The following is a 14441-nucleotide window of genomic DNA, read 5'->3' as shown; positions in this document are numbered from 1 at the left end:
TGTTTTATTTGGCGGAGAGATAGAAATTTGAACCCTACATATGTGTGCTATAAACTCATTCTTAAATTACAGGCATAAAAAAACCTATCTTTAAAGATAGGTTTTTTTATTTTTAATATGGCGGAGAGATAGGGATTTGAACCCTAGATGGGCTACAAACCCATGCCGGTTTTCAAGACCGGTGCATTCGACCACTCTGCCATCTCTCCAGTGGCGCTGATAATAGGGGGTTATCATGACGTTGTAAAGCTTTTATGAAACCAAGCGATTAAAAAATCAACCAACATGGTTTTTACGCATAATAAATCAGCATATTGCGATGTTTTACGTCAGTATTTAGAGGCTGAGGCTCTTTATTTTGCTGAGGCTCTTATTTGACAATACACTTTATACACTGAGGATCGTAAGCTTAACTGGCTATATTTTGAGTACTATCAGCAGATCCGGTATTATCACTCAGATTAGCAAGCAAAGTTTTCAACTCCAGCAGTGAATTAATTTGATAAGTAGGTCGCACTCCCTCTGCTAAAGGTTCATCAAAACGGTTAAGCCAACAAGTATCAATTCCCACATTCATACCACCTTTAATATCAGAGCTTTGGGTGTCTCCCACCATAAGAATACGGCTAAGATCCAGTGGTTCAGTTCCTTGTAAACCTTTTTGTCTTATCTTCTCAAAAGCATATTCAAAAATGCCCACATGAGGTTTGGCTAACCCCACCTCTTCTGAAATCACGACTAAAGAAAAAATATCCAATAAGCCCATCTTTTGTAAACGGATCGTTTGCAATTGAGTAAACCCATTGGTAATAATGCCTAAGTTCACTTTGTCTTTTAACCCATTGATTAATGTTTGAGCTCCAGGCAATAAAGCACAAATATCCGCCATAGCCGTCAAAAAACCTGTATTTAACGTTTGAGGAGTGACTTGTAATCTATCCGCCCATACCGTAAAACGCCTCTCTTGTAATTGCTTCGCAGTAATCTTTCCCGCCTGATAATCCCCCCACAGTGGTTTGTTGACTCGCTGATAATCTTGAAAGTCTTGCTCAGTAAAAGTCACACCATAACGAGAAAATAGCCTTTCTAAACCTTTAAATGCATCAAAATGAAACAAGGTGTCATCAGCATCAAACAAAATCCATTGATACTTCATGAATTGTCCTTTTAAACAAAGTATTTCAGAGGAGGGTAAAATAACAACTGGCTAAACCAAATGCAAAGCCATAAAGTATTTTTAAAGTAGAAGTGCACCACTATTCAATAGAATAAATGATGCTTTAGCGCCAGATAAAATAACATCAATCAAAAATAATAAACAAAGAGGCAATGACCCCTAATAACCCTAAAGCAGAAAGATCAACGGTCCAATCAAAAAAAGACTTCTTAGGTAAATGATGGTGGGCTCCTCGAATACCAATGCCCTTTTTTCCCTCCAAAGTTATTTGAATTTGCTCCATGATTAATTGCATTTGTCCTATTAATGCCTTTTCAGGCAAATGTACTAGATTCTGGGAAGGCAAAAAAACTTTGCCTCGATATTCAATCCTACCTGTAGATACGATAGTATCGTAAACGTCGGCATAGTTAATAGCACAATAATGGCCATTATCATCACAATTCAGTACTGATTTTACTGCGATAGCTTTAGCATATTCTTCAAATTTATTTTTCGTCACCATTCTACCTCTTATTACATGGGCGTCATTAGTAGGTAACAGTTAACTTCCTATTTAAGCAGTTCACTCACAGGTATGACTTTACAACTTGAATACAATATATCATAACGATCTACATTTGTTTTAAACCATCTCGTTATAAAATAGTGCATATTGATAAGAGAATATTAATTTAAACAACTCAGATGGAATTAACCTTTATACGCTTTACTGGCTTGCTCTAATGCTAATATATCTGAGCTACATATAAAGGGTCTTAATTTCATAAACTTAGATTCGCACCAATCATACATTTTTAAAGCAAGTAAACGTTTAATCACATCTTGAGAAAAACGATAACGAATATGAGTTGCAGGGCTTCCTCCCACGATACTGTATGCAGGGACATCTTTTGTAACAACACTATTCGCGGCAATAATGGCTCCTTCTCCTATATGAACGCCAGGCATTATCATTGCCCGCATCCCTAACCATGCTCCATCATCAATACAGGTATCCCCTTTACCCAGATAACTCTCTTCAATCATATCCATAAAAGGGTACAAACAAAACCAATCATCTCGATGAGTATGGTTCCCCCCCATCAAAATAACGACCTCAGCACCAATACACACATAGTTACCAATAATCAGTTGATCAATATGCCATTTAGCTTGCCACTGACGACTCACTTCGTCTCCGTGTAAATACCTTACAACTGAAGCTTCAAAACCTTCATCATAGGCATCACTATAGTAACTGTACTTCCCTTTTAAAATAATATTAGGGTTGGTCACAACATCATGTAACCGTTGCACTTTAGACCAATGTTTATTGTTCTTCATTATTCAATACTTTACTGTTTATCATTGACGGTTTGATAAGTTTGCGTCAGCCAGTCATAACGGTAAATAACCCCTTGCCACTCATATTGCGTTCCCTTACTCGTTTGTATCACTTTAGCATTATCCGGTAATCGAGTCAGACCATTACTGTACTCTACGCTAGTTGTAATTTGCTGAGGGGGAGAAATCACTTTCGGCTGACTTGGCCTCATAACAGGCTGGTTCCAACCAAAAGGAAAATATCGAGAAGCCCCGTAATAGCCTGTTCGGTTCCAAGGATATCCCCACCCCGTCCCCCAACGAGAACCATAATAGCCGCCATAAGGATACCAACCATTATTCCAACTCGAGCCGATCCCGATACTCCAACCCACTCGACTCCCAGAGCGATTATAATAAGGCTGATGATATCGATTCTTATAATAAGCTCGATTATAAACATATTGATTTTTATGTTGAGCAGAATGATGATGCGAATTCATTTTATGATCAGACTGCTTATATTGATTCGATCCACGTTGATTATGACTATTTTTCCCCTTCTGAGTCTCAGAAGAAGCAAACACTGCCATACTAGGAGCAAGTAACATGAGGACAATAACAAAATGGTGAAAAATACGCATCCTAACCTCCTACAACTAAGCTAAAAGCTATTAATGGAGTACCTGTACCCGTGATACTTGAAGATGCAGGATTCAGCTGAAATTCAAAGCCTTTTAGACAAGCTCATTCATTGCGCCTGCATGAATGACATTTCCATCATCCTTGATGGTCAGCTGAACAGCGTGCCTAGTGATTCTAAGCTGATGTTCAGTAACGCAGTATAAGAATCTTTTAAATCAGCCCTTTGGGAGCCTGTAGAATTACCTACTTCTGCGTTGTATTACCTTAAAAGGCAATAAGCATTTCTGCAATAATACGCCTTGAATTAGGCATTTTTACAGGCTCTGAAAACAGGCATCTTCAAGTATCACGGGTATATAAGTATAGTTTACACACAAATGGGGTTCATTCCCTCACAAGATAAAGGATTTTTAATTTAAACAATTGTAAATGATAAAAGTAAACAGGATATCAAAGCCCAATCATGCTGGACAAAGGTGACTTAGCCATGGGGAAAATGCTATAGTGCCGCGCATATTTCCCCTAACATTAGAGAATATTTCCATATGAGTTTTAAGGATTTGCGTAGTTTCATTGACCACCTTGAACAAAGTGGTGAATTAAAACGAATTAGCTATCCCGTTGATCCTCATTTAGAAATGACGGAAATAGCCGATAGAGTACTTAGGTCTGGTGGGCCTGCTTTATTATTTGAAAACCCAAAAAACCATTCTATGCCCGTTCTGGCTAACCTATTTGGGAGCGCTAAGCGCGTTGCAATGGCCCTTGGAAAAGAAGATCCTCTTGCACTTAGGGATGTCGGTGATCTATTAGCCTTTTTAAAAGAGCCCGAGCCTCCAAGAGGCTTTAAAGATGCTATAGCAAAAATCCCTAAATTTAAACAAGCCTTAAACATGCCCCCCAAAACGGTGCGAAGCCCTGAGTGCCAACAAGTGATACTCACTGGTGAAGAGGTTGACCTAACACAATTACCTATTCAACATTGCTGGCCAGGTGATGCCGCACCTTTAGTCAGTTGGGGCCTAACCATCACAAAAGGCCCCAACAAAGACAGGCAAAATTTAGGCATTTATCGCCAACAGTTATTAGGTAAAAATAAGCTCATCATGCGTTGGCTCGATCATCGTGGCGGCGCATTAGATTTTAAAGAATTCAAAGAAAAGCATCCTGGTGCTCCCTATCCCGTCGTCGTCGCTTTAGGCAGTGATCCCGTCACCATTTTAGGCGCCGTCACCCCCGTACCTGACTCAATGAGTGAATATGCATTTGCAGGATTACTGAGAGGCGAACGTACACAGGTCTGTAAAGCAATCAGCTGTGATTTAGAAGTGCCAGCCACTAGCGAAATCATTTTAGAAGGATATATTGATCCCACTGAAATGGCTGAAGAAGGCCCATATGGGGATCATACTGGTTATTATAATGAAACAGATGAGTTTCCAGTCTTTACCGTCACTCACATCACTCATAGAAAAGATCCTATTTATCATAGTACCTACACTGGCCGTCCCCCTGATGAACCAGCGATGTTAGGTGTCGCACTTAATGAAGTTTTTGTGCCCATTTTGCAAAAGCAATATCCTGAAATTGTGGATTTTTATTTACCACCTGAGGGCTGCTCATACCGCATGGCGGTTATTTCAATAAAAAAACAATATCCTGGACATGCCAAGCGCGTCATGATGGGCGCATGGTCATTTTTACGCCAGTTTATGTACACTAAATTTATCATTGTGGTGGATGAAGATGTCAATTGTCGAGATTGGCAAGATGTTATTTGGGCCATCACCACGCGTATGGATCCTAGCCGCGACACCGTTATGATAGATAATACCCCCATCGATTATTTAGATTTTGCTTCACCCGTCTCAGGACTCGGCTCTAAAATGGGCTTAGACGCCACCAATAAATGGCAAGGTGAAACCACTCGAGAATGGGGTACGCCAATTGTCATGGATGATGCCATAAAACAAAAAGTTGATGATATTTGGCAAGAGTTAGGTCTTGATGATCCGATTAATTCACCAAACATTAAATAATAAAACCCCTGCTATAAGTAGTATACGCCACTGACATAGATGGCATACTCAAGGAAGTTAAATGAAGACCATTCGCTGTAAAATTGAACAAGTTTCACCTTTTAACGATGCCGTTTTTCAAGTGACACTGAAACCACAAACCGCCTTTGATTTTAAAGCTGGGCAATACTTGTGTATCGTCATGGGTGAAAAAGATAAGCGTCCTTTCTCTATTGCCAGTGCACCTGATGCTGAGCATATCGAGTTGCATATCGGTGCAGCGGTAAGTGAAAGTTATCCAATGCAAGTAGTGGAAAAGCTAAAACAATGCCTGCAAGACAATACCGATATTGAAATCGAAGTACCAGGTGGCGTGGCACATTTTCGTAGTGACAGTCAACGCCCACGCTTACTGATAGCAGGTGGCACTGGGTTTTCATACATTAAAAGCATTGTTGAGCAACAAATAGCCTTAGGACAAGCCATAGAAACCCAACTGTATTGGGGCTGTCGTACACAAGAAGCCATGTATTATGAAGGTATTGCCAGACAATGGCATGATGCTCACCCTTGGCTGCATTTTATTCCCGTCGTTGAAGAAGCGAATGCTGATTGGCAAGGTAAACAAGCCAATTTATTAGAGCAAATCAAAACTGACTTCATCAGCCTCGTAGGTTTTGATATTTATATTGCAGGTCGTTTTGATATGGTCGGAGCCGCCAGAGAAGTTTTTCGTAGTATGGGCGTTGAAGAAGATCATCTCTACGGTGATGCTTTTGCATTCATCAAATAACCTCTCATCCCTTCAGCCACCCATCCAATGGTGGCTGAAGCGTATAATGTCTTCCTTTAGCTTAACGGTTTTAAAGGAATGCCTTGATTTCTTTAACACCCAGAGTTCCGAGTTCAGATTAACTCATTCATTAGCAAAAATATTCCCATGCTCACTATTACCGTTAACAACGTATTTTTAGTTAAATAAATTAATATGCACGCTGTCGCTGCAGCGATGATATACGGATTATCCATATTGAGATTAAGGGTCTTCCCTTCTTTAAGAAATATTATCGGCGCAATAATGGCAGTCAATACAGCTGGCGCACAATACTCCAGTAAACCTTGTATTTTCTCCAAACGTTTAAAGGATAACTTAGGTTCAAAAAACCAATAACGACTCATAAAAACCACCACAGCCATCATGACTATCATCAACCAAATCATTTAATAGCCTCTTTGGTGAATTTGGCATATAGCATCGCGCCAATCATGGCAAGTAACGTTGAAATAAGTAAGCCACCTTCAACTTTATATACCTGACAGCATACCGCTGATACTGCGGCAATAAAAACGCATATAACAACAGAAAAATGCTTTACCATAGGCACAATAATGGCAATAAACGTCGCCACAATAGCGAATTCTAATCCCCATTGATTAAGCGCTGGCAATGCATTCACGGCTAAAATACCAAAGAGTGTCGATACATTCCAACACAAGTAAAAGCTCACTCCAGCCCCTAACAAAAACCATGATTCTACTCGCTTTGTGAGTGCCTTTTTCTCTTGATTAATTGAAGCAATGGCAAATAACTCATCGGTTAACAAAAAACCTAAGCTCAACCGCCAACGCAATTTAAGTGGGCTAATACTCTGCCTTAAGACTATTGCATACAATAAATGACGTGAGGTGATAAGCAAAGTCGATAATAAAATCCCTCCTAATCCAATACCTGATTTCACCATACCAATAGCCGCTAACTGCGCCGCCCCCGCAAAGATACTTAATGACATAAATTGCGTTGCTAATGGTGATAAACCGGCATCAATGGCTAGAGATCCAGCTAACATTCCCCAAGGGATCACTGCGATGGATAAAGGCAATATCGCCATGACCCCTTTGAAGATTGCTTGATGGCGTGATATCTCACCAGTGGGTAATGAAGTCGAAAACGTATTATTGAATATTGTCATATTGAAAATCACAAAAAGGAACTATTTCAATATATTAAAATAAAAAGCCTGCCTATTATTGTACGATATTGCTCCCCACTGCTTTTGCAAAACGCCCTGGCGTCACCCCATGCGTTTTTTTAAAGTGCCGAGAAAAATGACTTTGATCATGAAAGCCACACTCCAAAGCCACATTTAATAAAGAGTCTCCCATCTTTATCAATTGTTTAGCTAATCTCAACCTCAATTGTATTTGATAGGTATGAGGCGGTAAACCAAAATGACGCTGAAATTGGCGTAACAAATAACAAGGACTTAAATTCACTAAATTCGCCAACTCAATTAAAGAAACATCCACATTAGGTTGATCATCTAAAAACTGTTTAACTAATAACATTTGCGGCGTTGCAGCAACATTAAGTCGTTCATTTGGCCGAGTTTTACTGTGGCGCGCCACTAATTTTATTAATAATGAATAAATGAGTGTTTCCCGCAACAGTCGATTTTCGGAATCATTCAAGGTCGTAAAACTCAGTCTAAGCATATTCGCCATGTACTCATCATAAACCACCGCCTCAGGAAAATAAGGTGCTCCATGATTAAGCCCAAGCTCTCGGTCAATGGATTCAAACAACTCAGGAACAGGATACATAGCGCGATAAGACCAACCAAATTCAGTGGCGGATTGCCCGCTATGCACTTCGTCAGCATTGATTAAAATGATGCTGTGCTGCGGCGCAATATGATCACCACCCGTTCTAAAAAAACGCTGCGCTCCTTCTTCTATCACGCCAACCGTATAACCTTCATGACTATGACGCGAAAAGTTTTGTTTATGATAACTGGCATCGAGTAACTCAATGCCGCCTAATTCTTGAGTCACGTGATAATCTGCACGCTCTAAAGGCTTCTTTTTCATTAACGACAACTTCAAAAAATAAGAGTCACATCATCATACCTAAAAGTAGACAGCTTGTTTTGTACAAAATTGTGCAACTTTTTGAGCTGAAGCTTCTTCAAGCACAGATTATCAATAATAAAATTTTCTCTTGAATATAAATTAACTCACCTGAACGCAAAATAATAAGTTTTAAAAATCAGACTGTTGAAATAAATATCAATCTATTATTGTTTATTTTCAACTTAGCAAAATGTCGACATTTTACCTATATCAGAGCAGGATTTCATATTGAATAGCGAGCGATTAATAGAAAGCTCAACACAGATAAGAGCAAAAATTGCAGCATTAAGCTGTACTGTTTATCCCAAATTCAGGTTAACGAATAAAAACAACAATTAATCTTGAAGAGTCATTTGGTATAAAGTGCAATCTTTGGCAATATCATGAACACGACCCGTAATTTTTTTCCCTCTTGCCTGCGCCGATAACAACATACTGATTTGAGCGGTTTTAGACTCTTCTATCCAGCATTTGCTAGTGCTAATCCCCCCGGGATCACTGGGACATTTATCACAATGATTCGTGTCACCATCACTACCTATGACTCTTAAAGTGACAAAACCATCCCGGTATGCAACATCACTAATAGAACCTTGGTTAATCGCATCCGATGCCAATAGTTGACCTGATAATAACGCGCCCATGCCAAGCACTATTCCTTTCAATAATCGCATTTTTTCCTCAATAAATAAAACATAACCAAACACTATTATACCATCAAAATTTAACCCCTTATTTTTTAATTTACTCAATAAGTTCCACGGTCTTTTCTTCGATAACGATGGTTTGATCCATTAAATCGATTTCGTTTTCATTCAACTCCACTTCTTCGCTCCCCCCATCAAATAAGGCCAAACCTCTTTGTACAATGCCATCATTACAACGACCTTGATACTCAAGCCAGTGCACTGTATTACCAACAAGATATATACTGCTCGAAACAATAAGAGAACCCAAAGGCAAAATTAAGCCAAACGTCGCCATACAGATCCCACTTAATTGACTGGAATATTGACATGATTGTAAACTGCCAAGCTCTTGAGTATGTAAATCCCATTGTTGGGTTTCAGTATTACAAACTGTATATCGAGCGGATGAAGAAGAGACAAGTTTCGGCGAGGGAGTCGATACAGGGCGAGGAACGACAACACATGCTTGTAACATGAGTATCCCCAATAAAAAGCAAACACTCTGACATCCTTTTCTTGTTATACTGTCTAAAAACATAATTTATCTCTTAAATAATTCCCCCTAATTAATAACATAATCACTACATATATTACATTCAGCTTTATGATTAAATCATATTAACGGTAAAATCACCTTCTAATCTGCTCTTTGGCTTCTTTAACATTATACTGGAATGTAAATCCAATTAATAAAAAGTCATTATGAAAGATACTAAGACTAAATTCTCTTCCCTCACCCTCAGCCTACACTGGATTATCGCTGTCTGTTTTATTTGTTTACTCAGTGTCGGTTTTTATATGACAAGCTATAATGCCTTTGTACTTTACCCTATACACAAATCCATTGGTATCTTGTTATTTACCATTATTGTTTGGCGTGTCATTTGGCGTTACATCAATGGCTGGCCAACGCCAGTTAGTCAATACCCTTTGTTAGAACGATTTTTAGCAAAAGTGGTCCATTGGCTGCTCATCATCGGTATTTTACTTATGCCTATTTCAGGTATGCTAATGTCTGCCGCGAGTGGACATGGATTGTTCGTTTTTGGTCTTGAATTGTTTCCAGCAAATTTTGACTCAACGGGTAAAATTGCTCCCATTGCAGCGAATATGGGAGAGCTAGGTGAAACCCTTCACGGAACAGGTGCTAACATCATGGTGGCGGCGATTAGTTTACATGTTCTTGGCGCCCTTAAACATCATTTCATAGACAAAGACGGAACACTAAGTCGCATGCTAGGTAAAAAAATCCAGTGATATTGCCATGGCAACCCAGCATAAAAGGTGAGCTTGGTTGCCATTCACTATTGCGCTAATGTACTCGCTGCTGGCCTTAACCAACCGATATCTTCAAGTAACGCCCCCGCTAAACCCACATCGGTTGTATGCTCTGTGAACTCAGGCTCCATTAATGTATTAGGAGTCACACTTTTATCAAAATGAGAAACTGATGACCCAAGCTCTACTGAATTAGGCGCATACATTTTAAAAAGCCCCAGTTCATGTACTCCCTCGCTGTATGCACTTGCATGCAATGTCACGTTTTCCCCTTGCCAAACCAAATTATTATCACGCGTTGCAGAGTATGCTCTTTGTTCATCCGTTAAATTGAGCCAGGTACCTAATCTCACGCCATATAAATAATGATCCCAGATATCATGATATCGGACCTCTTCCCCATTGACTTCCCCTAAGCGTAAGCTGCCATCAGCCACATCCACTAACGATATAAAGCCTAAACCATGAGCCATCTCATGTAATACTACCGTCAATAAATCCATATCCTTATTATTTTTTCCATCTAAACCTAAATACCAATTGATACCATTCAAGCAATCATCATTATAATCAATATTGGAGTTAAATCGTGCATCGATATCTGCATTTTTAGCGAGTATTTGGCCGCTTAAACTATTCGCTAACGCGCCAACATACCAAGTATCAGCTTGAGGTGCATTATCAAAATTTGAGTGAATATAATTCGGCTCTGCGGAGCCTAAAACCCCTGAATTTTCGCTGCAGGTCAAAGGGGTAAATGAAGCATTAACATAAATGGTCACATCACTCAGCAACTCTTTTCCCCAAATACGCGCCGCTTCTAAAAATACATTTTGTCTTTGCTCACCCAATGTCGTCGCCATATTGCCCCCAACAGCTTCAACTGGAGTAGGATCATAAAACCCCTCTCCAGATTGATTTTCATCTCCTTGAAAATCTGAACTACAAATAACAATATTCGCTAATTGTTCTCCATTATTCACGGTGCTACTACTAGTGGGCTCATCCTCGTCATCTGAAATACAAGCTTGAATCTCTGGTCCCTTTAACGATGCTTCTATTAACCCTTCTTGTGCTGCCATATTGTCAGGCAAGGTTAATACTTCAACGGGCACACTGCCATAATAAATTTTTACTTCACCATAGGAATTAACATAAGCCGCAGTTGCAGGTAGAGGATGCATCGTTAACGCCATACTGAGGCTTGAGTCATCATTTTGAATAACTTTGGGAGTTGAAACTGGCAATAATGCTTGAACTTGTTGCTGTTCAGAACGATTCACAAGCCTTAACTGGCCACTTTTTTTATCTTGGATCAGTTGCATTTTATCTAGCTTATTTTTCTCGCTCACAATGGGTCCATCGTTACTGACCGCCATTACAAAAGAGTTCAGACCAAACAAAATCAATACACAAACAGTAGAAATCACAGTAAAATATTTCATCATTTTCACTCAAATATATTCATCTCACTTTGTTTACCGATGAATACTCCTGATCAATAAAACCTGCGCTTAACTAGCTAAGCATGCTATTTGCTTAAAGTGAGCAAACAATAATGCCTACAGACTCACGTGACACAAGATAGCAACCACTCGATAAGCAACAAATTACCTCATTTACCCAACCCCTTTAAAGGCGCGAAGTTCAAAAAGTTTCGGTATTTATTGTGATATAAATGACAAACCGTCTTTACTGATAAACAGCAATTAAACCGATATATAAATTTATTTTAATGTTAAGAAAGAATAAACAGAGTTGCCTGAAAACGCACTCGAATAATTGCAAGCAAATATGTAAAGTGTGTTTACCTACCCTCATCATGAACATGACTCCCGTGAACTTAATCGTCTTAGTCCCCAATCCTGACCTAAGAGCTATCCTGCCCTAAAATAGCTAAATAGCCGCTGAACGAACAAAAAATTATCAACTAAAAGTCAAACCACAAATAAAAGCAAAAGTTTTTCATTTTTTGCTTGCTAAAATAAAATGATCGGGGTACCATGCGCTCGCTTTCAAAGATGGGTCGTTAGCTCAGTCGGTAGAGCAGTTGGCTTTTAACCAATTGGTCGAAGGTTCGAATCCTTCACGACCCACCACTCTTTATTATCTGTTTATCTTTATCCTTCTAAAAAAACACATTTTATACGTGATAACTTTCGTCTTTCACTGCGATTCACTCATACCTGCTTTAAACATACATCACCTCTCTCACCACAGACTAAAAACCTTAGCTACAATTACTAACAATAAAACTTGTTAGGAGAAGGGGTTTGGCTACAAAAGAAATAACATCTCAACTTCATCAAAAGTACGTTGATATCTTTGATGAGCATATGGCTGCCGAATTCGATCATAAAAATATTAATGACACTATGGCGACCATGAGTGAGGATCCTTACGTGATCAACATTCCTACATTACGTGGTGGAGATAATTATCAAGCAGTAAAACATTTTTATAATACTGAATTTATTGGTCAATTTCCAGATGATATGGACATTGAAGTCATCTCAAAATCGTTTAATACTGATCTTCTGGTCACCGAGCTTGTCATGAGTTTAACTCACGACAGAGAAATACCTTGGCTGCTACCCAATATTTCTCCAAGCTACAAAAAAATATCGTTTTTCACTATTGTCATTGTCAATTTTAAAGATGAAAAAGTCGACAGCGAGCGCATCTATTGGGATCAAGGTTCAGTACTCGCCCAAGTCGGACTCATTGATGAGAAAAAATTGCCCGTTAATGGGCAGGCCTGCGTTCATAAACTACTTGAATTAGTGAAAAGCAGACGCTAAAACCTGTTAATTTTAACGATAAAATTAGGCACAAAAAAGCCGCTGATAATAAAATCAGCGGCTTTCTAAGATTAGGTTGAGTTGGCCGATAAGCCGGGTCCTGTCGTGGACAGTTATTCATCTAGGCCTGCAATCGCTCACAGGCTCAAGCGATCTACCCGGTTCCAACGCGAGCCACGCCATACGGAACCCTATTTGATCTTGCTTCGGGTGGAGTTTACCTTGCCATGGACTATTACTAGCCATGCGGTGCGCTCTTACCGCACCCTTTCAGCCTTACCTATCCAATAAATTGAATAGGCGGTCTCCTCTCTGCTGCACTTGTCGTCGGTTCACACCGCCCAGACGTTATCTGGCACCCTGCTCTATGAAGCCCGGACTTTCCTCCCCGTCTTACGACGCGGCAACTGTCTGGCCAACTCGGCGCGGAGTATACCTGTATACCCGTGATACTTCAAGCTGCAGAGCTGAAATGAAAAGCCTTTTAGACAAGATCATTAATAGCGCCCGCATAAATGACATTTCCATCATCTAATGTTTAAGGATGAACAAATGTCGTGATCACATGGATGTGAATGAACGACCTTGATGGTCAGCTAAACATCGAGCCTAGTCATTCTAAAAGTCCAATCTTAATGCAAGTCACAGCGTTCAAATGATACTGTTATAAGCAATGCAATTATAAACCTGATGCTAAGCCATGTTTATACAGTGCATTTTTCTTCAATCCATAAATCTCTGCAGTAATCGCTGCCGCTTTCTTTAAAGGCAGCTCTTCATTTAATAAGGTTAATGTTTGCATTACCTTAGCAGGAATAGCTTGCTCATCACCTTCTATTTTAACCTGACGGAAACCATGGCACATAAGGACAATTTCTCCTTTTTGCTGATTGCTGTCTTGGCTCACTTTCGCTAATACTTCCGCTACCGTGCCTGACAGAAAAGTTTCAAACACTTTGGTCACTTCTCTTGCCATGACCACTTGCCGTTCATCGCCAAACACAGCCGAAATGGATGTTAAACTGTGTAAAATTCGATGAGGAGACTCATAGAAAATAAGCGTGCGTGGATCTTCTTTTAGCGCCGTTAATTTATCCACTCGACCTTTTTCTTTTGAAGGTAAAAAGCCTTCAAAAGAAAACCTGTCAGAAGGCAAGCCCGATGCACTCAACGCCGTGATTGCAGCGCAAGGTCCAGGCAAAGGACTCACATCAAATCCAGCAGCACGCACTTGAGACACTAAATGATAGCCTGGATCAGAAATGAGAGGCGTTCCCGCATCTGAAATCAGCGCAACAGACTCGCCATTGGATAATTTTTGTATGATCCCTTGAGCCCTATCACGTTCATTATGATCATGTAAGGCCATTTTTTTTGTCTCAATACTAAAATGACTTAATAATTTACCACTGTGTCTAGTATCTTCACATGCTATCAATGAAACTTGCTTAAGTACTGTTATTGCTCGAGAACTTAGGTCTTCTAAGTTACCTATTGGCGTTGGAACAATGTAAAGTGCGACCGATAGGCCCATATCTACCTCTGTATAGATTTTCAACAAGACTTTCGTCAAGCGTAAGAGAAGGTTAAACTACTGGCAGCATCTTACCAGAGTAAA

At 39.7% G+C, this 14441-nt stretch carries 15 protein-coding genes, 2 tRNA genes and 1 other RNA gene; 5 read left to right on the top strand and 13 right to left on the bottom strand.

What is annotated here, in order from left to right; all coding sequences use genetic code 11:
- Window positions 1-118 precede the first annotated feature (118 nt).
- The 5 genes from Q0976_RS15560 to Q0976_RS15540 all read right to left on the bottom strand — a co-directional run bounded on the left by Q0976_RS15560 (window position 119) and on the right by Q0976_RS15540 (window position 3126).
- Window positions 119-209 (bottom strand) — tRNA-Ser (locus Q0976_RS15560).
- A gap of 200 nt (window positions 210-409) precedes the next feature.
- A complete protein-coding gene (yjjG, locus tag Q0976_RS15555; RefSeq protein WP_299494784.1) occupies window positions 410-1156 on the bottom strand; it encodes a pyrimidine 5'-nucleotidase in 747 nt (248 codons plus the stop codon).
- 145 nt (window positions 1157-1301) lie between these two features.
- Window positions 1302-1682: a hypothetical protein gene (locus Q0976_RS15550; RefSeq protein ID WP_299494783.1), complete on the bottom strand. Its 381-nt coding sequence runs from the start codon at window positions 1680-1682 to the stop codon at window positions 1302-1304.
- 188 nt (window positions 1683-1870) lie between these two features.
- A complete protein-coding gene (locus Q0976_RS15545; RefSeq protein ID WP_299494782.1) occupies window positions 1871-2503 on the bottom strand; it encodes a CatB-related O-acetyltransferase in 633 nt (210 codons plus the stop codon).
- An 11-nt stretch (window positions 2504-2514) separates the two neighbouring features.
- The gene (locus Q0976_RS15540; protein WP_299494781.1) at window positions 2515-3126 is read right to left on the bottom strand and encodes a hypothetical protein; all 612 of its coding nucleotides are present in this window, start codon (window positions 3124-3126) and stop codon (window positions 2515-2517) included.
- A 546-nt stretch (window positions 3127-3672) separates the two neighbouring features.
- Here Q0976_RS15540 and ubiD point away from each other — a divergent pair.
- Window positions 3673-5166, top strand: coding sequence for a 4-hydroxy-3-polyprenylbenzoate decarboxylase (gene ubiD / locus Q0976_RS15535; protein WP_299494780.1), 1494 nt, complete (start codon window positions 3673-3675; stop codon window positions 5164-5166).
- A gap of 61 nt (window positions 5167-5227) precedes the next feature.
- The gene (gene fre, locus Q0976_RS15530) at window positions 5228-5938 is read left to right on the top strand and encodes an NAD(P)H-flavin reductase (protein ID WP_299494779.1); all 711 of its coding nucleotides are present in this window, start codon (window positions 5228-5230) and stop codon (window positions 5936-5938) included.
- Window positions 5939-6051: 113 nt separating this feature from the next.
- Here the strand turns inward: fre and Q0976_RS15525 are convergent, their stop codons facing one another.
- The 5 genes from Q0976_RS15525 to Q0976_RS15505 all read right to left on the bottom strand — a co-directional run bounded on the left by Q0976_RS15525 (window position 6052) and on the right by Q0976_RS15505 (window position 9219).
- Window positions 6052-6366 carry an AzlD domain-containing protein gene (locus Q0976_RS15525; protein WP_299494778.1) on the bottom strand — a complete coding sequence of 105 codons (315 nt, stop codon included), beginning with the start codon at window positions 6364-6366 and terminating at the stop codon, window positions 6052-6054.
- Entirely contained in the window at window positions 6363-7115 is a 753-nt protein-coding gene (locus Q0976_RS15520; RefSeq protein ID WP_299494777.1) for an AzlC family ABC transporter permease, read from the bottom strand. The genes Q0976_RS15525 and Q0976_RS15520 overlap by 4 nt, the downstream gene beginning before the upstream one ends.
- Before the next feature lie 55 nt (window positions 7116-7170).
- Window positions 7171-8013: an AraC family transcriptional regulator gene (locus Q0976_RS15515; protein WP_299494776.1), complete on the bottom strand. Its 843-nt coding sequence runs from the start codon at window positions 8011-8013 to the stop codon at window positions 7171-7173.
- Between the two features lie 377 nt (window positions 8014-8390).
- A complete protein-coding gene (locus Q0976_RS15510) occupies window positions 8391-8807 on the bottom strand; it encodes a hypothetical protein (RefSeq protein WP_299494775.1) in 417 nt (138 codons plus the stop codon).
- On the bottom strand, window positions 8800-9219 hold the full coding sequence (locus tag Q0976_RS15505; protein ID WP_299494774.1) for a hypothetical protein: 420 nt from the start codon (window positions 9217-9219) through the stop codon (window positions 8800-8802). Before Q0976_RS15505 ends, Q0976_RS15510 begins: the two co-directional genes overlap by 8 nt.
- 227 nt (window positions 9220-9446) lie before the next feature.
- Here Q0976_RS15505 and Q0976_RS15500 point away from each other — a divergent pair, with 227 nt between their 5' ends.
- On the top strand, window positions 9447-10001 hold the full coding sequence (locus Q0976_RS15500; RefSeq protein ID WP_299494773.1) for a cytochrome b: 555 nt from the start codon (window positions 9447-9449) through the stop codon (window positions 9999-10001).
- Window positions 10002-10048: 47 nt separating this feature from the next.
- Here Q0976_RS15500 and Q0976_RS15495 read toward each other — a convergent pair whose 3' ends face one another.
- Window positions 10049-11470: a hypothetical protein gene (locus tag Q0976_RS15495; protein ID WP_299494772.1), complete on the bottom strand. Its 1422-nt coding sequence runs from the start codon at window positions 11468-11470 to the stop codon at window positions 10049-10051.
- Between the two features lie 575 nt (window positions 11471-12045).
- On the opposite strand from Q0976_RS15495, the gene Q0976_RS15490 reads away from it, so the two are divergent.
- A tRNA-Lys gene (locus tag Q0976_RS15490) sits at window positions 12046-12121 on the top strand.
- Window positions 12122-12295: 174 nt separating this feature from the next.
- Complete coding sequence (locus tag Q0976_RS15485; RefSeq protein WP_299494771.1) at window positions 12296-12823, top strand: hypothetical protein; 528 nt, start codon at window positions 12296-12298, stop codon at window positions 12821-12823.
- 73 nt (window positions 12824-12896) lie between these two features.
- On the opposite strand, the gene rnpB is transcribed toward Q0976_RS15485, so the two are convergent.
- Window positions 12897-13246, bottom strand: an RNA gene (gene rnpB, locus Q0976_RS15480) — RNase P RNA component class A.
- 256 nt (window positions 13247-13502) lie between these two features.
- Window positions 13503-14357 carry a 16S rRNA (cytidine(1402)-2'-O)-methyltransferase gene (gene rsmI, locus Q0976_RS15475; RefSeq protein ID WP_299494770.1) on the bottom strand — a complete coding sequence of 285 codons (855 nt, stop codon included), beginning with the start codon at window positions 14355-14357 and terminating at the stop codon, window positions 13503-13505.
- Window positions 14358-14441: the final 84 nt, after the last annotated feature.

The organism is uncultured Shewanella sp., assembly GCF_947501665.1.
Taxonomy (GTDB): domain Bacteria; phylum Pseudomonadota; class Gammaproteobacteria; order Enterobacterales; family Shewanellaceae; genus Shewanella.
This window is presented reverse-complemented; position numbering and strand designations above follow the sequence as displayed.

Bases quoted from the DNA above. Each gene is read 5' to 3' on its own strand.
- Q0976_RS15540 (WP_299494781.1), bottom strand. From the start codon at position 3,126: ATGCGTATTTTTCACCATTTTGTTATTGTCCTCATGTTACTTGCTCCT.
- Q0976_RS15515 (WP_299494776.1), bottom strand. From the start codon at position 8,013: ATGAAAAAGAAGCCTTTAGAGCGTGCAGATTATCACGTGACTCAAGAA.
- Q0976_RS15500 (WP_299494773.1), top strand. From the start codon at position 9,447: ATGAAAGATACTAAGACTAAATTCTCTTCCCTCACCCTCAGCCTACAC.
- Q0976_RS15505 (WP_299494774.1), bottom strand. From the start codon at position 9,219: ATGTTACAAGCATGTGTTGTCGTTCCTCGCCCTGTATCGACTCCCTCG.
- yjjG (WP_299494784.1), bottom strand. From the start codon at position 1,156: ATGAAGTATCAATGGATTTTGTTTGATGCTGATGACACCTTGTTTCAT.
- Q0976_RS15545 (WP_299494782.1), bottom strand. From the start codon at position 2,503: ATGAAGAACAATAAACATTGGTCTAAAGTGCAACGGTTACATGATGTT.
- Q0976_RS15495 (WP_299494772.1), bottom strand. From the start codon at position 11,470: ATGATGAAATATTTTACTGTGATTTCTACTGTTTGTGTATTGATTTTG.
- rsmI (WP_299494770.1), bottom strand. From the start codon at position 14,357: ATGGGCCTATCGGTCGCACTTTACATTGTTCCAACGCCAATAGGTAAC.
- Q0976_RS15525 (WP_299494778.1), bottom strand. From the start codon at position 6,366: ATGATTTGGTTGATGATAGTCATGATGGCTGTGGTGGTTTTTATGAGT.
- Q0976_RS15550 (WP_299494783.1), bottom strand. From the start codon at position 1,682: ATGGTGACGAAAAATAAATTTGAAGAATATGCTAAAGCTATCGCAGTA.
- Q0976_RS15520 (WP_299494777.1), bottom strand. From the start codon at position 7,115: ATGACAATATTCAATAATACGTTTTCGACTTCATTACCCACTGGTGAG.
- ubiD (WP_299494780.1), top strand. From the start codon at position 3,673: ATGAGTTTTAAGGATTTGCGTAGTTTCATTGACCACCTTGAACAAAGT.
- fre (WP_299494779.1), top strand. From the start codon at position 5,228: ATGAAGACCATTCGCTGTAAAATTGAACAAGTTTCACCTTTTAACGAT.